Origin of the sequence: Citrobacter sp. RHB21-C05, assembly GCF_013889015.1 — a bacterium.
GTDB classification, from domain to species: domain Bacteria; phylum Pseudomonadota; class Gammaproteobacteria; order Enterobacterales; family Enterobacteriaceae; genus Citrobacter_A; species Citrobacter_A sedlakii.
This window is the reverse complement of the sequence record NZ_CP057611.1, coordinates 3,105,922-3,125,564: the sequence shown is the minus strand read 5'-3', so window position 1 is coordinate 3,125,564 and position 19,643 is coordinate 3,105,922. Positions and strand designations below refer to the sequence as shown.

Sequence of the window (19,643 nt, the reverse complement as noted above, 5' to 3'; positions counted from 1 at the left end):
ATGAAGGAGTGCTACTCCTTCTCGGCAATGTACGGATCCTCATAGCCCAGAGCAAGCATAATCTCTGTTTCGAGGGCTTCCATTTCCTCGGCCTCATCGTCTTCGATGTGGTCGTAGCCGAGTAAATGCAAACTGCCGTGTACCACCATATGCGCCCAATGGGCTTCCAGCGGCTTGCCCTGTTCCTGCGCTTCCTGTTCAACCACCTGACGGCAGATAACCAGATCGCCCAGCAACGGCATCTCAATACCCGGCGGCGCGTCAAACGGAAAGGAGAGCACGTTGGTCGGCTTATCTTTTCCCCGGTAGGTCAGGTTGAGATCGTGGCTTTCCGCGGTATCGACCAGGCGAATCGTCACTTCTGATTCTTCCTGAAACTGCGGGATTACCGCATTCAGCCATGTCTGAAACTGGACTTCGTCCGGCAGGCCCGCGTTGTTTTCACACGCCAGCTGTAAATCAAGGATCACCGGATTCATTTCTGCTCTTGCTCCTGCGCTTCACGCTTGCGCTCCGCCGCCAGTTCGGCTTTGCGTTTTTGTTCCGCTTCTTCCCAGGCCTCATAAGCGTTCACGATGCGCGCGACCACCGGATGGCGCACGACGTCTTCGCTGTGGAAGAAGTTGAAGCTGATCTCTTCGACGTTCGCCAGCACTTCAATCGCATGACGCAGCCCGGACTTCGTGTTGCGCGGCAGGTCAATCTGTGTGATATCGCCGGTGATCACCGCTTTTGAGTTAAAGCCGATACGGGTCAGGAACATCTTCATCTGTTCGATGGTGGTGTTCTGGCTTTCATCAAGAATAATGAACGCGTCATTCAGGGTGCGCCCGCGCATATAGGCCAGCGGCGCGACTTCGATCACGTTGCGCTCGATCAGCTTTTCCACTTTCTCAAAGCCGAGCATTTCAAACAGCGCGTCATACAGTGGGCGCAGATACGGATCGACCTTCTGACTGAGATCGCCCGGCAGGAAGCCGAGTTTCTCACCCGCTTCAACCGCTGGGCGGGTCAACAGAATGCGACGAATTTCCTGACGTTCCAGCGCATCGACCGCCGCCGCGACCGCCAGATAGGTTTTACCGGTACCCGCCGGCCCGACGCCGAAGGTGATATCGTGGTCGAGAATATTGGCGATGTACTGCGCCTGGTTCGGCGTGCGCGGTTTAATGACGCCGCGTTTGGTTTTAATGTTCACCGCTTTGCCGTATTCCGGCACGCTTTCGGCGCTCTGCTCAAGCACGCGCGCCTCTTTAATGGCGAGATGAATCTGTTCCGGTTCGATGTCCTGAATCTGGCCGCGCATCGGCGCGGTATCAACATACAGACTGCGCAAAATATCTGCCGCAGCGGTAACGCAAATTGGGCGACCGGTCAGTTTAAAGTGGTTGTCACGGCGGTTAATCTCGATGCCGAGACGGCGTTCCAGCTGTTTGATGTTGTCGTCAAACGGGCCGCAAAGGCTCAGCAGGCGGGCATTGTCTGCGGGCTCAAGGGTAATTTCGCGAGTGTCTGTGTTCAAACTGTTCCTCTTATGCATAGGTAGCCGGAAGATGAACGTTCACCGGCTGATAAGGAAATTATTCACGCCAGTGGATAAAGGCGCAAGCATTGCAGTAGAAATGGGGGCGGCGAGAAGAATTACAAGGCCCGCCAGCGTAGCGGGCCTGAAGGCGTTAAGGCTGGTAGAACCCGACGCCAATATCGTTTTCTTTACGGGTGCGGGCAATGACCGATTCCGGCGTTTCTGCGATTCGCAGGCCCATTTCGTCTTCGGTGCGTACCACTTTACCGCGCAGGGAGTTGGTCCAGACGTCGGTGATTTCCACGTCGACAAACTTACCGATCATATCCGGCGTGCCTTCAAAGTTGACCACGCGGTTATTTTCAGTACGACCGGACAGTTCCATGATGCTCTTACGCGACGTGCCTTCGACCAGAATGCGCTGAACGGTGCCGAGCATGCGGCGGCTCCAGGCCATTGCCTGCTGGTTAATGCGATCCTGAAGAATATACAGTCGTTGCTTTTTCTCTTCTTCCGGCACGTCATCCACCATGTCGGCTGCCGGGGTACCCGGACGCGCAGAGAAGATAAAGCTGTAGCTCATGTCAAAATTGACGTCGGCAATCAGTTTCATGGTCTGCTCGAAATCCTGAGTGGTTTCCCCCGGGAAGCCGACGATAAAATCGGAGCTGATTTGAATATCCGGACGCGCCGCGCGCAGTTTACGGATAATCGCTTTGTATTCCAGCGCCGTGTGGGTGCGTCCCATCAGGTTAAGTACGCGATCCGCGCCGCTCTGCACCGGCAGGTGCAGGAAGCTCACCAGTTCCGGCGTATCACGGTAAACCTCAATGATGTCGTCGGTAAACTCGATCGGATGGCTGGTCGTAAAACGAATGCGATCGATACCGTCGATGGCGGCGACCAGACGCAGCAGGTCGGCGAAAGATCCGGTGGTGCCGTCGTAGTTCTCACCGCGCCAGGCGTTAACGTTCTGACCGAGCAGGTTCACTTCACGCACGCCCTGAGCCGCCAGTTGGGCAATTTCGAACAGGATGTCATCGCACGGACGGCTGACCTCTTCACCACGGGTGTACGGCACCACGCAGTAGGTACAATATTTGTTGCAGCCTTCCATAATAGAAACGAAAGCGGTCGGCCCTTCCGCGCGCGGTTCCGGCAGACGGTCAAATTTCTCGATTTCCGGGAAGCTGATGTCCACCACCGGGCTGCGATCGCCACGAACGGAGTTGATCATCTCCGGCAGACGGTGCAGCGTCTGCGGGCCAAAAATAATGTCGACATAGTGAGCGCGTTGACGGATATGTTCGCCTTCCTGAGACGCTACGCAGCCGCCGACGCCGATAATCAGATCGGGGTTTTTCTCTTTCAGCAGCTTCCAGCGGCCTAACTGGTGGAAGACTTTTTCCTGAGCCTTCTCGCGGATAGAGCAGGTATTCAGCAGCAGCACATCCGCTTCTTCCGCCACGTCGGTCAGTTGATACCCGTGAGTGGCATCCAGCAGATCGGCCATCTTCGATGAATCGTATTCGTTCATCTGACAGCCCCAGGTTTTAATATGGAGTTTTTTGGTCATCGACTTGCTCTTGCGAAATAGTGGCTGAATTGCAGGGCGCATAGTGTAATGCTTTGCCGCGGTTGTGACCAGTATGACCGTTATCAGCTCAAGGGGTAAAAAATCCTGTAAACTTATCTGATTCACGTAACAGGATGAATGACCATGACAAATCAACCAACGGAAGTGGCCATTGTCGGCGGAGGAATGGTCGGCGGCGCGCTGGCGCTGGGACTGGCGCAGAACGGATTTACGGTCACGGTGATTGAACACGCCGCGCCAGCGCCCTTTGCGGCGGACAGCCGGCCCGACGTGCGTATTTCCGCGATCAGCGCCGCGTCTGTTTCGCTGTTGAAAAGCCTGGGCGTCTGGGATGCGGTACAAGGGATGCGCAGCCATCCTTATCGTCGGCTGGAAACCTGGGAATGGGAAAATGCCCACGTTGTTTTTGACGCTGCGGAACTGAAGCTGCCGCTGCTGGGCTATATGGTCGAGAACACCGTTTTGCAGCAGGCGCTGTGGCAGGCGCTGGAGGCGCATCCGAACGTTACCCTGCGAGTCCCTGCGTCGCTTGCGGCGCTACATCGTCATCACGACAGTCAGGTACTGGAGCTGGCAGATGGCGAGCAGATTATGGCGAAGCTGGTGGTCGGCGCTGACGGCGCGAATTCACAGGTGCGCCAACGGGCTGGCATTGGCATTCACGCCTGGCAGTATGCGCAGTCATGCATGCTGATCAGCGTTCAGTGCGAGCAGGCGCCGGGGGACAGCACCTGGCAGCAGTTTACGCCGGATGGCCCGCGCGCCTTTTTGCCGCTCTTTGATCGCTGGGCGTCGCTGGTGTGGTATGACGCGCCAGCGCGTATTCGCCAGTTGCAGACCCTGAGCATGCCGCAGTTGCAGGCGGAAATCGTAAAACATTTCCCGGCGCGGCTGGGGCCGGTGACGCCGCTGGCCGCAGGTGCGTTCCCGCTGACCCGTCGACACGCGTTGCAGTATGTTCAGCCGGGCCTGGCGCTGGTTGGCGATGCGGCGCATACCATTCATCCGCTGGCCGGGCAGGGGGTGAACCTCGGCTATCGCGATGTCGATGCGCTGATCGATGTGCTGGTAAATGCGCGCAGCTATGGAGAACGTTGGGCCAGCCAGCCGGTGTTGAAGCGCTACCAAATGCGGCGCATGGCGGATAACTTTATGATGCAGAGTGGAATGGATCTGTTTTACGCTGGATTCAATAATAACCTGCCGCCGCTGCGTATGCTGCGCAACCTCGGCCTGATGGCTGCTGAACGTGCGGGTGTTGTTAAACGCCAGGCGCTGAAGTATGCGTTAGGGTTGTAACACGCGCTTAAAGTAGTCGCTCGAACAGCGTTACTCTGTTGTTTCCTTCGAATAAAAATCCCTGATACCAGATGCTTCCGCTGCTGGTCGTCAGGGGTTCACAGCGCCAACGATGGGTGGCGATGCGATATAGCATATAGGCGCTTCTCCCTGACATCGATAGCATATACACAAGTATGAGCAGGGCGACGATGTCTGTTGCGGCATTTGCTCCTGTCAGGAGATATTCGCGTGCCAATATCGCGATACAGAACCCCTGTAAAATTAGCTTCCCAAGAAAGCTGAAGGTATAAAATTGCTGGATACGTTTTTTCGACCAGAAACAGGGGTTTTTAATAACCACCCGCTGTTCATGCGCCGGTAAGCCATGAATGTAGGTGATATTGTGGGTTTTCTCCGTCAGCGTGAGCGCTACTCCCGTTTCGTTGAGCTGGTGCAGGCGCATTGATATGCCGATGGGAAAGAATAAACCGACCAGAATGAGGTAGGTTAGCAACGCGGAAAGGTTAAAGAAAGTTAGCACGACGGCGAAAACAAAAAGGAACAGCGTTGCCGTCCGGGTAAATATAAACGGAAAAATCTGGTAGTTCATCGTAAAGTCCCTTTATCTGCAGTGGCTTAATCTAGCGACAGAGGCAGAACATGTATACGGCTGGCTGGGACTTTCGGAATTCATAAAAGCAAAAAGCTCGCCGAAGCGAGCTTTTTTAACGTGGCTGGGGTACGAGGATTCGAACCTCGGAATGCCGGAATCAGAATCCGGTGCCTTACCGCTTGGCGATACCCCAACAAATTTTTCTGAATCTGCCGAATCAATCGACATTTCGTAAGATGGTGGCTACGACGGGATTCGAACCTGTGACCCCATCATTATGAGTGATGTGCTCTAACCAACTGAGCTACGTAGCCAGAGTATTTCTTCGATGGCTGGGGTACCTGGATTCGAACCAGGGAATGCCGGTATCAAAAACCGGTGCCTTACCGCTTGGCGATACCCCAATGACCGTCGCGGTGATCCGCAAACTCGAAGAAATATGGCTGGGGTACCTGGATTCGAACCAGGGAATGCCGGTATCAAAAACCGGTGCCTTACCGCTTGGCGATACCCCATCCGTGCAACGCGTACTGGTGAATGGTGCGGGAGGCGAGACTTGAACTCGCACACCTTGCGGCGCCAGAACCTAAATCTGGTGCGTCTACCAATTTCGCCACTCCCGCAAAAAAGATGGTGGCTACGACGGGATTCGAACCTGTGACCCCATCATTATGAGTGATGTGCTCTAACCAACTGAGCTACGTAGCCCTCTTTTTTCGCGTTACCTTATCGGCGTTGCGGGGCGCATTATGCGTATTGAGCCTTGAAGCGTCAACCTCTTTTTCATCGAAAACAGCGTGAATGTGACTGTTTGGTTAGGTTGCGAACAGCGTGACGCAATAATCGGCAATTATTGGTTATGAAACACTTTATGGGCAAGATTTTAGAACAAAAAAAGGGCCCTTGCGGACCCATTTCATCATGCAGATTTATTTGTATGCCGACTGATGTACGCCGACCGCGCGTCCGGAAGGATCGTTCATGGTTTTGAACGCTTCATCCCATTCGATCGCTTTGGCGGAAGAGCAGGCGACAGACGGGCCGCCCGGCACGCATTCCGCGGCGCTCGGGAGCGGGAACAGTTCTTCAAAGATCTCACGATACAGATACGCTTCTTTCGAGCCTGGCGTGTTGTAAGGGAAGCGGAAGCTGGCGGTTTCCAGTTGCTGGTCGGTTACCTGCTGCGCCGCCACTTCTTTCAGGGTGTCGATCCAGCTGTAGCCCACGCCATCGGAGAATTGCTCTTTCTGACGCCATGCGACGCTTGCCGGCAGGTAAGATTCGAAACATTCACGCAGGATATGTTTTTCCATCTTGCCGTTGCCGCACATCTTATCTTCCGGATTGATACGCATGGCCACATCGAGAAATTTCTTGTCGAGGAACGGGACGCGGGCTTCCACGCCCCAGGCTGACATCGCTTTGTTGGCGCGCGCGCAGTCAAACATATGTAGCGCCTGCAGTTTACGTACCGTTTCTTCGTGCAGCTCTTTGGCGTTTGGCGCTTTATGGAAGTAAAGATAGCCGCCGAACACTTCGTCAGATCCCTCGCCGGACAGCACCATTTTGATGCCCATCGCTTTGATTTTACGCGACATTAAGTACATTGGCGTTGACGCGCGAATCGTGGTCACATCGTACGTTTCGATGTGATAAATTACATCGCGGATCGCATCTAACCCTTCCTGCACGGTGAAGTGAATCTCATGGTGCACCGTGCCCAGATGGTTCGCGACTTCCTGCGCGGCTTTCAGATCCGGAGAACCTTCCAGACCGACAGCGAAGGAGTGTAGCTGCGGCCACCAGGCTTCAGATCTTTCCTGATCTTCCACGCGACGCGCGGCGAACTTTTTGGTGATAGCGGAAATCACTGAAGAATCCAGACCGCCGGAGAGCAACACGCCGTACGGCACATCTGACATCAGATGGCTTTTTACCGAGTCTTCCAGCGCCTGGCGCAGTTCCGCTTTGTCGGTAACGTTATCTTTTACCGCATCGTACTCGAACCAGTCGCGCTGATAGTACTGACGAATCTCACCGTCCTGGCTCCATAAATAGCTGCCCGCCGGAAACTCTTTAATCGTGCGGCAAACCGGCACCAACGCTTTCATTTCCGAAGCAACATACAGGTTACCGTGTTCGTCATAACCCATATACAGCGGGATAATCCCGATGTGGTCGCGACCAATCAGATACGCGTCTTTCTCGGTATCGTACAGGGCGAAAGCGAACATTCCTTGCAGATCGTCAAGAAATTCCGGGCCTTTTTCCTGGTACAGCGCGAGGATAACTTCGCAGTCGGAGCCGGTCTGGAACGCATAGCGATCGCCATATTCCGCACGCAGCGCCTGATGGTTGTAGATTTCGCCGTTGACAGCCAATACGTGGGTTTTCTTTTCGTTATACAGTGGCTGAGCGCCCGCGTTGACGTCGACAATGGACAGACGTTCATGCGCGAGGATGGCCTTGTCGCAGGCAAAAATACCGGACCAGTCCGGGCCGCGATGGCGCATCAGGCGTGACAGCTCGAGCGCCTTTTTCCGCAGTTCCCCTGCATCTGACTTAATATCGAATACGCCAAAAATTGAACACATAACCTTCTCCGTTACCCTGTCTGAATACATTTTGTGTGTGCTTGATTTAAAAAATGCCGCAAAGGAGAGCAGGGCGCAATACTTTTGCCGGGTAAAAAAGAAAAAACGCAACAGCGATTATGGAATGATGAAAAAAGAGTACGTAATGAGCGGATTTATTAATGAATTGACAGTTTTTAGGTGATTTTATTAGATACGGCGTGGCTTGACCGTAGGCCTGATAAGCGAAACGTCATCAGGCAACGGTTGGCGTTAAATAACGTCGATCTTGGCGACGGAGGGGTAAATCCAGCTCGGACGGAACGGCATACTGTCAATATCATCAAGCGTAGAAACGCCGGAAAGCACCAGGATGGTTTCAAGTCCCGCCTGGAATCCGGCAAGAATGTCGGTGCGCAGATTGTCACCGACAATTACCGTCTCTTCCGAGTGCGCCTGCATTTTGTTCAGCGCGGCGCGAATGATCCACGGGCTGGGTTTGCCGACGTAGAACGGCTTACGTCCGGAAATTTTCTCAATACCGGCGCACAGGGCGCCGCAGGCCGGGTAAAAACCGCGACCGTGGGTGTCCGGATTGGTGGCGATAAAGCGTGCGCCGTTCGCCACGAAGTATGCCGCTTTATGCATCATGTCCCAGTTATAGGAACGGGTTTCGCCCACAATCACAAAATCCGGGTTGACGTCGGTGATGGTGAACCCGGCTTTATACAGTTCGTGGATCAGCGCCCCTTCGCCCACCACGTATGCCTTTTTCCCTTCCTGACGACGCAGGAAGTCGGCGGTGGCCATGGCTGAGGTATAAAACACGCTGTCAGGGACATTGACGCCGGCGGTGGCGAAGCGGTTCGCCAGATCCTGCCCGGTTTGCGACGGGTAATTGGTCAACAGCACCAGCGGCAGACCCTTTTCAATAATGCCGGTCAGAAATTCTGCAGCGCCGGGGACGGCGACGTTATCGTGCATCAGCACGCCATCGATATCACAAATGACATTTTTAATGGTCATGAACTACCCAGGGAAATGGTTATGAATCCGATACTATAAAAGCGCATCAGTTTTCCAGCAAATGCTGGAGCAAAATGCCGTTCAGCATGGCGCGCTTCACAAGGGCGAATGCGCCGATAGCGGAGCGATGATCCAGCGTAGAGCGCACCACTGGCAGATTCTGGCGAAACGCCTTCAGCGCCTGCGTATTGATGCAGCTTTCGATTGCGGGCAACAGGACTTTATCCGCTTCGGTAATTTCACCGGCAATCACAATCTTCTGCGGATTAAACAGGTTAATGGCAATGGCGATAGTTTTGCCCAAATGTCGCCCTACGTGCTCGATCACTTCCGAGGCCAGGCTGTCGCCTTTGTTTGCCGCTTTACAGATGGTTTTGATGTTGCAGTCATTTAGCGAAACACGGCTCTGATAGCCCTGTTTGAGCAGGTTTTGCACACGGTGTTCGATCGCGGCGTTAGCCGCAATGGTCTCCAGACAGCCGAAGTTGCCACAGTGGCAACGCTCGCCCAGCGGCTCAACCTGAATGTGGCCGATCTCGCCGACGTTGCCGTTACGGCCAATGAAAATTCGGCCATTAGAGATGATCCCGGCGCCGGTGCCGCGGTGCACGCGCACCAGAATGGAGTCTTCACAGTCCTGGCTTGCGCCGAAATAGTGCTCTGCCAGCGCGAGGCTGCGGATGTCGTGACCGACAAAACAGGTGACGCGAAAACGGGTTTCCAGCGCATCGACCAGTCCCCAGTTTTCAACCTGAATATGCGGCATGTAATGAATCATGCCGCTTTCCGGATCGACAAGGCCCGGCAGGATCACCGAAATGGCGATCAGTTCGCGAATTTTGCGCTGGTTGCCGTCAATAAAGGCTGAAATTGCATTGAGCAACGCATGTTCCAGCGTCTCCTGAGTACGTTCGGGCAGCGGGTAATGCTCCTCCGCCAACACTTTACTGCTGAGATCGAACAGGGTAATGGTCGCGTCATGGCGTCCCAGACGTACGCCGATGGCGTGGAAACCGCGGGTTTCGGTAACAATAGAGATCGCGCGGCGGCCCCCGGTGGAGGCCTGCTGATCGACTTCTTTGATCAGCCCGCGTTCAATCAGTTGACGCGTAATTTTGGTTACGCTGGCGGGAGCAAGCTGGCTTTGTTCGGCAATCTGAATCCGCGAGATTGGTCCATGCTGGTCAATCAGGCGGTAAACGGCCGCGCTGTTAAGCTGTTTTACGAGATCAACATTACCTATTTGAGCTTGTCCGCCTGGTGTCATACTTTCTCTTACTCAGTAACGACCTCGTTACCATTAACGATGGTCTTGATGATTTTAAAGTCGTGGGTAAACGCGGTCAGGTTCGCCACTTTACCCGGCGCGATGCTGCCGAGCTGTTTTTCTACGCCAATCGCGCGCGCCGGATAGAGCGTCGCCATGCGCAGCACTTCGTCGAGCGCAATGCCGCAGTGCTCAACCAGGTTACGCACGCCTTCGATCATGGTTAACGATGAACCGCTTAGCGTACCGTTTTCATCCACACACAATCCATTGCGGTAGTATATTGTTTTACCAGCAAAAATGAACTGTTCAATATTCGCACCTGCGGGCGCTGTCGCATCCGTTACCAGACACAGCTTATCGCCTTTAAGACGTTTGGCGTTGCGGATATTGGCGTAGTCAACGTGCAGGCCGTCGGCAATCACGCCGCAATAAATGTCCGCATCGTCGAGAACAGCCCCCGCCAGACCCGGTTCACGGCCGGTAATGTACGGCATAGCGTTAAACAGGTGCGTGGCAAAGCGGATACCTGCGCGGAAACCGGCTTTGGCTTCTTTAAGCGTGGCGTTAGAGTGTCCGGCAGAAACCACGATGCCGGCATTCGCCAGTTTGCTGATGACTTCAGCAGGCACCATTTCCGGCGCCAGCGTAACTTTGGTGATGACGTCGGCATTATCGCACAGGTAGTCCACCAGCGCAGCGTCCGGCTGACGAACAAAGTTCGGGTTGTGGGTGCCTTTTTTAACCAGATTCAGCCACGGGCCTTCCAGATGAAGACCCAGCGCCTGGTTCGGGTGTTTCGCCAGGTATTCACGCATAACGCGAATGCCTTGCTTCATCAGTTCGTCGCTGGTGGTGATCAGCGTTGGCAGATAGTTAGTGCAGCCCGATTTCTCGTTGGCTTTCTGCATGATTTCCAGCGTTTCAACGGTAACGGCGTCTGCGGTATCGTTGAACTGTACGCCGCCGCAGCCATTAAGCTGAACGTCGATAAAACCGGGGGAAAGAATGGCCCCGTTCAGTGAACGTTGTTCGATCCCGTGCGGCAGTTCCGCCACCGGACAAACGCTGTCAATCAGGCCATTGGCGACAACAATCGCATGGTCATTAAGAATTTCGTGGCCGGTAAAGATCCGACCCTGGGTTAAAGCATACATTCCGACCCCCGATTTCAAAAATATGCCGCCCTGAACGCAGTGGCAGGGCGGAGACAACATTACAGACCTTTAATATTTTCGGCTTCTAACTCGTTGAAATATTTCAGCGTCTTAACTTTCAGTTCCATCGTTGACGGCTCATCGCAGACCACCACGGCTTTCGGGTGCAGCTGCAGGCAACTGATGGTCCACATGTGGTTGACGTTGCCTTCAACGGCGGCCTGCAGAGCCTGGGCTTTCTGATGGCCCAGCACCAGAATCATCACTTCTTCGGCATCCAGCAAAGTCCCCACGCCAACGGTCAGCGCATATTTAGGCACCTGATCCACATCACCGTCGAAGAAACGGGAGTTTGCCACGCGCGTATCGTGGGTCAGGGTTTTAATGCGGGTACGGGAAGCCAGGGAAGAAGCCGGTTCGTTAAATGCGATATGACCGTCGTTACCGACGCCGCCCATAAACAGGTGGATTTTACCGTAAGAACGGATTTTTTCTTCATATTGACGGCATTCCGCGTCAATATCTGGCGCGTTACCATTGAGCAGGTTGATGTTTTCTGCTGGAATATCAACGTGATCAAAGAAATTACGGTGCATGAAGCTGTGGTAGCTTTCCGGATGTTCCTTTGGCAGGCCGACATATTCGTCCATATTGAACGTCACCACATGTTTGAAGCTGACCTGGCCCGCTTTGTGCATTTCCACTAAGGCTTTGTAAGCGGTCATTGGCGTGCCGCCCGTCGGCAGACCCAGCACAAACGGACGATCGGCTGTCGGTTTGAACGCATTGATACGGTTAACGATATGGCGGGCAGCCCATTTGCCGACTTGTTCAGCGGTAGTCAGGGGAATCAGTCTCATTCTTCACCTCAGAAAGTAAATGTAAGCCGTTGGCGGATTGCGCGTCTGTGCACCTTAAAGCGTAACCTGGTCTGTCGCGATTGGAGTCAATCCGTCTTGATTTTTTGAATGATAAAATAAGTTTTCAAAGTTAGCCAGTGACAGGGAGAGATAATAACGATATTTGGTGACTGTACTCACAAAAAACACGCTTTTAATTTGCGATACGAATTAAATTTTCACACACTCTTGCAGGAGATGATCTAACAACGTATTTGCCGGAACATCACGCTGAGAAGTTGAGCTACACACATAAAAATACGGCCTGAATGGCCATATCGGGGTCTCGTAGGGGGAATAAGATGAACATTCTAGGTTTTTTCCAGCGACTGGGTAGGGCGTTACAGCTCCCTATCGCGGTGCTGCCGGTGGCGGCGCTGTTGCTGCGATTCGGCCAACCAGATTTACTGAACGTCGCCTTTATCGCGCAGGCGGGTGGGGCGATTTTTGATAACCTCGCGCTGATCTTCGCCATCGGTGTGGCATCCAGCTGGTCCAAAGACAGCGCGGGTGCGGCAGCGCTGGCAGGGGCGGTCGGTTATTTCGTACTGACTAAAGCGATGGTCACCATCAACCCGGAAATCAACATGGGTGTGCTGGCGGGTATCATTACCGGCCTGGTGGGCGGCGCTGTCTACAACCGTTGGGCGGATATCAAGCTGCCTGACTTCCTGAGCTTCTTCGGCGGCAAACGCTTTGTGCCGATTGCTACGGGCTTTTTCTGCCTGGTGCTGGCGGCGATTTTCGGCTACGTCTGGCCGCCGGTTCAGCATGCTATTCATGCTGGCGGTGAATGGATCGTGTCCGCAGGCGCGCTCGGCTCCGGTATTTTTGGTTTCATCAACCGTCTGCTGATCCCAACCGGTCTGCATCAGGTGCTGAACACCATCGCCTGGTTCCAGATTGGTGAATTCACCAACGCTGCAGGTACCGTTTTCCACGGCGATATCAACCGCTTCTATGCGGGTGACGGCACTGCCGGGATGTTCATGTCCGGCTTCTTCCCGATCATGATGTTTGGTCTGCCGGGCGCGGCACTGGCGATGTACTTCGCTGCCCCGAAAGCGCGTCGTCCGATGGTAGGCGGTATGCTGCTGTCCGTCGCCATCACCGCGTTCCTGACCGGCGTGACTGAGCCGCTGGAATTCCTGTTTATGTTCCTTGCGCCGCTGCTGTATCTCCTGCACGCGATTCTGACCGGCATCAGCCTGTTTATCGCCACGCTATTGGGGATCCACGCGGGCTTCTCGTTCTCTGCAGGCGCTATCGACTACGTGTTGATGTACAGCCTGCCCGCGGCGAGCCAGAACGTCTGGATGCTGCTGGTTATGGGGCTGGCGTTCTTCGTCATTTACTTCCTGTTGTTCAGCGCGGTTATTCGTATGTTTAACCTGAAAACGCCGGGCCGCGAAGATAAAGAAGACGAGGTGGTGACTGAAGAAGCGAACAGCAATACGGAAGAAGGTCTGACGCAACTGGCGACCAGCTACATCGCAGCGGTCGGCGGTACGGATAACCTGAAAGCCATTGATGCCTGTATCACCCGTCTGCGTCTGACCGTTGGCGACTCCGCCAGGGTGAGCGATGCAATGTGTAAACGCCTGGGCGCGTCCGGCGTGGTGAAACTGAACAAACAAACCATTCAGGTTATTGTCGGGGCGAAAGCAGAATCCATTGGCGACGCGATGAAAAAAGTCGTTGCGCGTGGTCCGGTTGCCGCAGCCTCGGCGGATGCCGCGCCTGCTGCAACAGCAACCCCGGCCCAGAAGCCGCAGGCGGTACCCAATGCGGTGACCATTGCTGAACTGGTTTCCCCGATTACCGGTGACGTGGTGGCGTTAGATCAGGTGCCTGACGAGGCGTTCGCCAGCAAAGCGGTCGGTGACGGCGTGGCGGTTAAACCAACGGATAAAATCGTGGTTTCTCCGGCAGCGGGAACCATCGTGAAAATCTTCAATACCAACCACGCATTCTGCCTGGAAACAGAGAAAGGCGCGGAAATCGTGGTCCACATGGGGATCGATACCGTTGCGCTGAATGGCCAGGGCTTTAAACGCCTGGTTGAAGAAGGGGCTGAAGTGACCGCAGGCCAGCCGATCCTGGAAATGGATCTGGACTATCTGAACGCGAACGCGCGCTCCATGATAAGTCCGGTGGTGTGCAGCAACATCGACGACTTCAGCGCGCTGGTAGTGAAAGCCGAAGGTCACGTCGTGGCGGGTCAAACCCCACTGTATGAAATCAAAGGTAAATAAAAAGGTCCGGGTCGGATAAGGCGAAAACCGGGTTCCGACAACATCACAGCGACCTTAAGCGGCGAAGGAAAACCTTCGCCGCTTTTTTTTGCAGCAAATGGTCCCCATATTTTCGTTTGAGACGTATTTTGCGTAACTAAAGGTTGTCAGTCTGTCCGGCTTATAAGATCATATGCCGTTATACGTTGTTTACGCTTTGAGGAATCCACGATGAGTGAGGCTGAAGCCCGCCCGAGTAACTTTATTCGTCAGATCATCGATGAAGATCTGGCCAGTGGTAAGCACACCACGGTACATACCCGTTTTCCGCCGGAGCCAAATGGCTATCTGCACATTGGCCACGCGAAATCCATTTGCCTGAACTTTGGCATCGCGCAAGATTATCAGGGCCAGTGCAACCTGCGTTTCGATGACACTAACCCGGTAAAAGAAGATATCGAGTACGTTGATTCGATCAAAAACGACGTTGAGTGGTTAGGTTTTCACTGGTCTGGCGAGGTTCGCTACTCCTCCGATTACTTCGATCAGCTGCATGCCTACGCGGTTGAGCTGATCACCAAAGGTCTGGCTTACGTTGATGAACTGACGCCAGAGCAGATCCGCGAATACCGCGGCACCCTGACTCAGCCGGGTAAGAACAGCCCGTTCCGCGATCGCAGCGTGGACGAAAACCTCGCGCTGTTCGAAAAAATGCGTACCGGCGGTTTCGAAGAAGGCAAAGCCTGCCTGCGCGCGAAAATCGACATGGCGTCGCCGTTCATCGTGATGCGCGATCCGGTGCTGTACCGTATTAAGTTCGCGGAGCATCACCAGACCGGCACCAAGTGGTGCATCTATCCGATGTACGACTTCACCCACTGCATCAGCGATGCGCTGGAAGGTATTACCCACTCGCTGTGTACGCTGGAATTCCAGGACAACCGTCGCCTGTACGACTGGGTGCTGGACAACATCACGATTCCGGTTCACCCGCGTCAGTATGAATTCTCGCGCCTGAATCTGGAATACACGGTGATGTCCAAGCGTAAGCTGAACCTGCTGGTGACCGACAAGCATGTGGAAGGTTGGGACGACCCGCGTATGCCGACCATTTCCGGTCTTCGCCGCCGTGGTTATACCGCCGCCGCGATTCGCGAGTTTTGCAAACGTATTGGCGTGACCAAGCAGGACAACACCATTGAGATGGCGTCGCTCGAATCCTGCATTCGCGAAGATCTTAATGAAAACGCGCCGCGCGCGATGGCGGTAATCGATCCGGTGAAACTGGTGATCGAAAACTACCCACAGGGCGAGAGCGAACAGGTCACGATGCCGAATCATCCGAACAAACCGGAAATGGGCAGTCGTCAAGTGCCGTTCAGCGGCGAGATCTGGATTGACCGCGCGGACTTCCGTGAAGAAGCGAACAAGCAGTACAAGCGTCTGGTCATGGGGAAAGAAGTACGCCTGCGTAACGCCTACGTGGTGAAAGCTGAGCGCGTGGAAAAAGATGCCGAAGGCACTATCACCACCATCTTCTGTACCTACGACGCCGACACCCTTAGCAAAGATCCGGCAGATGGCCGTAAAGTGAAGGGCGTGATTCACTGGGTGAGCGCGGCGCACGCGCTGCCGGTTGAAATTCGTCTCTACGATCGTCTGTTCAGCGTGCCGAACCCTGGCGCGGCGGAAGATTTCCTGTCCGTAATGAACCCGCAATCGCTGGTTATCAAACAGGGTTATGCCGAACCATCGCTGAAAGAGGCGGTCGCCGGTAAAGCGTTCCAGTTTGAGCGCGAAGGATACTTCTGTCTGGACAGTCGTTATGCTACCGCCGAGAAACTGGTCTTTAACCGTACCGTCGGCCTGCGTGACACCTGGGCGAAAGTCGGCGAATAAGTCGCAACTTGTCTCTCAAACGCCGCGTTCAGCGGCGTTTTTTTTTGCCCTCAACTCTCTTTTTTCGAAGCGAATTAATTATCGTTTCTTAAATATTCTGCTTAACAAATCTTTTTACATAACAAATTGATTTCATCAATGCTTATCGTGATGTAACCGATTTCATCTTTCTGGAAAACAAGTATTTTTTTCTGATCTTCCGCTTTTTTGATCAAATGAATGAAATGTAACAGAACGCGATGAAATATGTGCGGTTGCTCATACTCTTACATTCTCGTTACAGAAAGGTATTGATAATTCGCGTCGCGAAAAATAGTCTATTCATTGTAGTCAGCGAGGTCTTTCTCAATGCTACTTTTCACTTTTATTTTTTGGCTGTTAGCCGTTGGCGACAGCACTTTAAAACGTCAAAGAGGATTAACACATGCGTACGTTCAGTGGCAAACGTAGTGCGCTGGCGCTGGCTATCGCCGGTATCACAGCAATGTCGGGCTTGGTTGTTGTTCCACACGCTCATGCCGAAGGTTTTTTTGATGACTCCACCCTGACGGGCGGGATCTATTACTGGCAGCGCGAGCGCGATCGTAAAGACGTTACCGACGAAGACAAATATAAAACGAACCTTTCTCATGCGACCTGGAACGCCAACCTGGATTTCCAGTCCGGCTACGCGGCTGATATGTTTGGCCTCGATATCGCGGCCTTCACCGCTATCGAAATGGCGGAAAACGGCGACAGCGGTCACCCCAACGAAATTGCCTTCTCGAAAAAGAATAAAGGCTACGACGAAGATTACTCGGGCGATAAAAGCGGAGTAAGCCTGTATAAAGCGGCGGCGAAATTTAAGTATGGCCCCGCCTGGGCGCGCGCGGGGTATATTCAGCCAACCGGACAAACGCTGTTAGCACCGCACTGGAGCTTTATGCCGGGCACCTATCAGGGTGCCGAAGCCGGGGCGAACTTTGACTACGGCGATGCGGGCGCGCTGAGCTTCTCCTATATGTGGGCCAACGAATACAAAGCGCCGTGGCACACCGAGGTCGACAAATTCTATCAGGCCGATAAAAAGACTAAGGTCGATTACCTTCATTCCGTCGGCGCGAAATATGATTTCAAAAACGACCTGGTGCTGGAAGCGGCATTTGGACAGTCTGAAGGCTATGTCGATCAGTACTTCGCGAAAGCCAGCTATAAGTTTGATTTAGGCGGCAACCCGCTGACGACCAGCTACCAGTTCTACGGTGCGCGTGACAAAGTGGATGACCGTAGCACAAACGATATTTACGACGGTACGGCCTGGCTGCAGGCCTTAACCTTCGGCTACAAGGTCGCGGAAGTGGTTGACCTGCGTCTGGAAGGCACCTGGGTGAAAGCGGAAGGGCAGCAGGGTTACTTCCTGCAGCGTATGACCCCGACTTATGCCTCCTCCAACGGTCGTCTGGATATCTGGTGGGATAACCGTTCTGACTTCAACGCCAACGGCGAAAAAGCGGTCTTCTTCGGCGCGATGTATGACCTGAAAAACTGGAACCTGCCGGGTTGGGCTGTGGGGGCGTCTTATGTGTATGCCTGGGATGCGAAGCCGTCCACCTGGCAGAGCAATCCTGATGCGTACTACAACAAAAACCGCACTATCGAGGAATCATCTTACAGCCTGGATGCGGTCTATACCCTGCAGGACGGACGCGCCAAAGGCACCATGTTTAAACTGCACTTCACTGAGTATGACAACCACTCCAACATCCCAAGCTGGGGCGGTGGTTACGGCAACATCTTCCAGGATGAGCGTGACGTGAAATTTATCGTCATTGCCCCGTTCACCATCTTCTAATGCCCATACGCGGCGGGCCATGCGCCTGCCGCACCGTTGAGGACTGTTCTATGAAAAAACTGATACTCATCGCCGTGATGGCTTCGGGACTGGTGGCCTGCACAACGACGACGGCGCCAAAAGAAGACAGCCGTCTGAAAGAGGCGTACAGCGCCTGCATCAATACGGCGCAGGGATCGCCAGAAAAAATCGAAGCCTGCCAGAGCGTTTTAGCGGTGCTGAAGAAAGAGAAACAGCACGAGCAGTTTACCCGTCAGGAAAGCGTTCGCGTACTGGATTACCAGCAGTGCATACAGGCGACGCGTACCGGTAACGATCAGGCGGTAAAAGCCGATTGTGACAAGATCTGGCAGGAAATCCGCAGCAACAATAGCGCCAAATAACCCAGGGTGCGGAGAGGGTCTCCGCCCCTGTTTTCTGGCTTAATTCTCCACGGGGTGGTAACTGCGGCTCAGGCGAACAAACAGCATAGCCGTCGCGGCGAAACCACATAGCGCTGCGCACATCAGCCACCATCCTGGCGAACTTTTATCACCGGTCATCTCAACCAACGCAGTAGAAATTGCGGGAGTCAGCCCCCCGAAAATGGCCGTCGCAAGGCTGAACGCCAGCGAAAACCCCACCGTTCGTACGTAGACCGGCATCACTTCGGTCAGCGCGGCGACCATCGCGCCGTTATACATGCCAAAAAAGAACGAGAACCACAGCAGCACCAGGGTCATACGGGTGAAATCTGGCGCGGCGGTCAGCCAGTGCATCACCGGCCAGGTCGTGATGAGCGCAAGCAGAGTAATCCCCATCAACACCGGACGACGGCCGATTTTATCGGAGATCGCGCCGCCAATAGGCAGCCAGATAAAGTTAGAAATCCCGACCAGCATGGTGACTATCAGGCTGTCACGCGCGCTCAGATGCAGAACGGCACGGCCGTAGGTGGGCGTATAAACGGTAATAAAATAAAAAGTGGTGGTGGTCATTGCCACCAACAGCGTACCAGCGGTGACAATGCGCCAGTTTTTCGCAATGGTGGTCAGTATTTCCCGGGTATCGGGGCGGTGCTTACGCTGGATAAAGGCTTCGGTTTCTTGTAGCGAACGGCGCAGTACAAAAATGAGCGGAATGATCATGCAGCCAATAAAGAACGGAATGCGCCAGCCCCATTCAGAGATTTCATCGTGCCCGAGCGTGACGTTCAGACCGTAGCCGATCAGCGCAGCCACCACAATCGCCACCTGTTGGCTGGCCGACTGCCAGCTGGTGTAGAAACCTTTATTGCCCGGCGTGGCGATCTCTGAAAGATAAACGGAAACGCCGCCCAGCTCCACGCCGGCGGAAAATCCCTGTAACAGTCGGCCCAGCAGCACCAGCACTGGCGCCAGTACGCCAATGGTCTGGTAGCCAGGCACGAGGGCGATCAGCAGCGTACCGCAACCCATGATCGCCAGCGTTACCATTAACCCCTTACGGCGGCCAATTCTGTCGATATACGAACCCAGCACAATCGCCCCGACGGGACGCATCAAAAAGCCGGAGCCGAAGACGGCAAACGTGAGCATTAACGAGGCGAATTCACTTTCTGCCGGGAAAAACGTTTTCGCAATATAAGTGGCGTAAAAACCAAACAGAAAAAAGTCGAACTGCTCAAGAAAATTACCGCTGGTTACCCGCAGTATTGCGCCGAACGTGCCGGCGCGCGATGGTTGTTGGCTCATGGGATTGCTCTCCACTGTCTTATCGTAAT

The 19,643-nt window shown here is 54.1% G+C and carries 15 protein-coding genes and 6 tRNA genes; 5 read left to right on the top strand and 16 right to left on the bottom strand.

The window, feature by feature from the left end:
* Positions 1-11 precede the first annotated feature (11 nt).
* From ybeY to miaB, 3 genes are all read right to left on the bottom strand, one after another.
* A complete protein-coding gene (gene ybeY / locus HVX72_RS15045; RefSeq protein WP_060568904.1) occupies positions 12-479 on the bottom strand; it encodes an rRNA maturation RNase YbeY in 468 nt (155 codons plus the stop codon).
* Complete coding sequence (locus HVX72_RS15040; protein ID WP_042285455.1) at positions 476-1,522, bottom strand: PhoH family protein; 1,047 nt, start codon at positions 1,520-1,522, stop codon at positions 476-478. Before HVX72_RS15040 ends, ybeY begins: the two co-directional genes overlap by 4 nt.
* 154 nt (positions 1,523-1,676) lie before the next feature.
* Positions 1,677-3,101 (bottom strand): tRNA (N6-isopentenyl adenosine(37)-C2)-methylthiotransferase MiaB, encoded by a 1,425-nt coding sequence (miaB, locus tag HVX72_RS15035; protein ID WP_042285454.1) that lies wholly within the window; start codon positions 3,099-3,101, stop codon positions 1,677-1,679.
* A 144-nt stretch (positions 3,102-3,245) separates the two neighbouring features.
* Between miaB and ubiF the strand changes: the two genes are divergently transcribed.
* Entirely contained in the window at positions 3,246-4,421 is a 1,176-nt protein-coding gene (gene ubiF, locus HVX72_RS15030; RefSeq protein ID WP_181821789.1) for a 3-demethoxyubiquinol 3-hydroxylase, read from the top strand.
* A gap of 7 nt (positions 4,422-4,428) precedes the next feature.
* Here the strand turns inward: ubiF and HVX72_RS15025 are convergent, their stop codons facing one another.
* The 12 genes from HVX72_RS15025 to nagB form a co-directional block, all read right to left on the bottom strand.
* Positions 4,429-5,013: a hypothetical protein gene (locus HVX72_RS15025; protein ID WP_181821788.1), complete on the bottom strand. Its 585-nt coding sequence runs from the start codon at positions 5,011-5,013 to the stop codon at positions 4,429-4,431.
* A gap of 121 nt (positions 5,014-5,134) precedes the next feature.
* Positions 5,135-5,209 (bottom strand) — tRNA-Gln (locus tag HVX72_RS15020).
* Positions 5,210-5,253: 44 nt separating this feature from the next.
* Positions 5,254-5,330: transfer RNA gene (locus HVX72_RS15015), tRNA-Met, on the bottom strand.
* A gap of 15 nt (positions 5,331-5,345) precedes the next feature.
* A tRNA-Gln gene (locus tag HVX72_RS15010) sits at positions 5,346-5,420 on the bottom strand.
* 36 nt (positions 5,421-5,456) lie between these two features.
* Positions 5,457-5,531: transfer RNA gene (locus HVX72_RS15005), tRNA-Gln, on the bottom strand.
* A gap of 23 nt (positions 5,532-5,554) precedes the next feature.
* Positions 5,555-5,639, bottom strand: a tRNA-Leu gene (locus tag HVX72_RS15000).
* Between the two features lie 8 nt (positions 5,640-5,647).
* A tRNA-Met gene (locus HVX72_RS14995) sits at positions 5,648-5,724 on the bottom strand.
* 221 nt (positions 5,725-5,945) lie between these two features.
* Positions 5,946-7,610: an asparagine synthase B gene (asnB, locus tag HVX72_RS14990; RefSeq protein ID WP_181821787.1), complete on the bottom strand. Its 1,665-nt coding sequence runs from the start codon at positions 7,608-7,610 to the stop codon at positions 5,946-5,948.
* Positions 7,611-7,862: 252 nt separating this feature from the next.
* Positions 7,863-8,615 (bottom strand): ribonucleotide monophosphatase NagD, encoded by a 753-nt coding sequence (gene nagD, locus HVX72_RS14985; RefSeq protein WP_181821786.1) that lies wholly within the window; start codon positions 8,613-8,615, stop codon positions 7,863-7,865.
* 46 nt (positions 8,616-8,661) lie between these two features.
* Positions 8,662-9,882, bottom strand: a complete 1,221-nt coding sequence (gene nagC / locus HVX72_RS14980; protein WP_042285445.1) for a DNA-binding transcriptional regulator NagC — start codon at positions 9,880-9,882, stop codon at positions 8,662-8,664.
* Positions 9,883-9,890: 8 nt separating this feature from the next.
* Positions 9,891-11,039: an N-acetylglucosamine-6-phosphate deacetylase gene (gene nagA, locus HVX72_RS14975; protein ID WP_181821785.1), complete on the bottom strand. Its 1,149-nt coding sequence runs from the start codon at positions 11,037-11,039 to the stop codon at positions 9,891-9,893.
* A gap of 59 nt (positions 11,040-11,098) precedes the next feature.
* Entirely contained in the window at positions 11,099-11,899 is an 801-nt protein-coding gene (nagB, locus tag HVX72_RS14970) for a glucosamine-6-phosphate deaminase (protein WP_042285441.1), read from the bottom strand.
* 341 nt (positions 11,900-12,240) lie between these two features.
* Between nagB and nagE the strand changes: the two genes are divergently transcribed.
* From nagE to chiQ, 4 genes are all read left to right on the top strand, one after another.
* Complete coding sequence (gene nagE / locus HVX72_RS14965) at positions 12,241-14,193, top strand: PTS N-acetyl glucosamine transporter subunit IIABC (protein WP_181821784.1); 1,953 nt, start codon at positions 12,241-12,243, stop codon at positions 14,191-14,193.
* A 210-nt stretch (positions 14,194-14,403) separates the two neighbouring features.
* The gene (glnS, locus tag HVX72_RS14960) at positions 14,404-16,071 is read left to right on the top strand and encodes a glutamine--tRNA ligase (protein WP_181821783.1); all 1,668 of its coding nucleotides are present in this window, start codon (positions 14,404-14,406) and stop codon (positions 16,069-16,071) included.
* Positions 16,072-16,495: 424 nt separating this feature from the next.
* The gene (gene chiP / locus HVX72_RS14955) at positions 16,496-17,902 is read left to right on the top strand and encodes a chitoporin (protein ID WP_181821782.1); all 1,407 of its coding nucleotides are present in this window, start codon (positions 16,496-16,498) and stop codon (positions 17,900-17,902) included.
* Between the two features lie 50 nt (positions 17,903-17,952).
* Positions 17,953-18,285: a ChiQ/YbfN family lipoprotein gene (gene chiQ / locus HVX72_RS14950; RefSeq protein ID WP_042285432.1), complete on the top strand. Its 333-nt coding sequence runs from the start codon at positions 17,953-17,955 to the stop codon at positions 18,283-18,285.
* Positions 18,286-18,324: 39 nt separating this feature from the next.
* On the opposite strand, the gene tcuC is transcribed toward chiQ, so the two are convergent.
* The gene (gene tcuC / locus HVX72_RS14945; protein WP_042285430.1) at positions 18,325-19,614 is read right to left on the bottom strand and encodes a tricarballylate/proton symporter TcuC; all 1,290 of its coding nucleotides are present in this window, start codon (positions 19,612-19,614) and stop codon (positions 18,325-18,327) included.
* Positions 19,615-19,643: the final 29 nt, after the last annotated feature.

Excerpts from the sequence above, each read along its gene's own strand:
- ybeY (WP_060568904.1), bottom strand. The coding sequence starts at position 479 with ATGAATCCGGTGATCCTTGATTTACAGCTGGCGTGTGAAAACAACGCG.
- miaB (WP_042285454.1), bottom strand. The coding sequence starts at position 3,101 with ATGACCAAAAAACTCCATATTAAAACCTGGGGCTGTCAGATGAACGAA.
- ubiF (WP_181821789.1), top strand. The coding sequence starts at position 3,246 with ATGACAAATCAACCAACGGAAGTGGCCATTGTCGGCGGAGGAATGGTC.
- HVX72_RS15025 (WP_181821788.1), bottom strand. The coding sequence starts at position 5,013 with ATGAACTACCAGATTTTTCCGTTTATATTTACCCGGACGGCAACGCTG.
- asnB (WP_181821787.1), bottom strand. The coding sequence starts at position 7,610 with ATGTGTTCAATTTTTGGCGTATTCGATATTAAGTCAGATGCAGGGGAA.
- nagD (WP_181821786.1), bottom strand. The coding sequence starts at position 8,615 with ATGACCATTAAAAATGTCATTTGTGATATCGATGGCGTGCTGATGCAC.
- nagC (WP_042285445.1), bottom strand. The coding sequence starts at position 9,882 with ATGACACCAGGCGGACAAGCTCAAATAGGTAATGTTGATCTCGTAAAA.
- nagA (WP_181821785.1), bottom strand. The coding sequence starts at position 11,039 with ATGTATGCTTTAACCCAGGGTCGGATCTTTACCGGCCACGAAATTCTT.
- nagB (WP_042285441.1), bottom strand. The coding sequence starts at position 11,899 with ATGAGACTGATTCCCCTGACTACCGCTGAACAAGTCGGCAAATGGGCT.
- nagE (WP_181821784.1), top strand. The coding sequence starts at position 12,241 with ATGAACATTCTAGGTTTTTTCCAGCGACTGGGTAGGGCGTTACAGCTC.
- glnS (WP_181821783.1), top strand. The coding sequence starts at position 14,404 with ATGAGTGAGGCTGAAGCCCGCCCGAGTAACTTTATTCGTCAGATCATC.
- chiP (WP_181821782.1), top strand. The coding sequence starts at position 16,496 with ATGCGTACGTTCAGTGGCAAACGTAGTGCGCTGGCGCTGGCTATCGCC.
- chiQ (WP_042285432.1), top strand. The coding sequence starts at position 17,953 with ATGAAAAAACTGATACTCATCGCCGTGATGGCTTCGGGACTGGTGGCC.
- tcuC (WP_042285430.1), bottom strand. The coding sequence starts at position 19,614 with ATGAGCCAACAACCATCGCGCGCCGGCACGTTCGGCGCAATACTGCGG.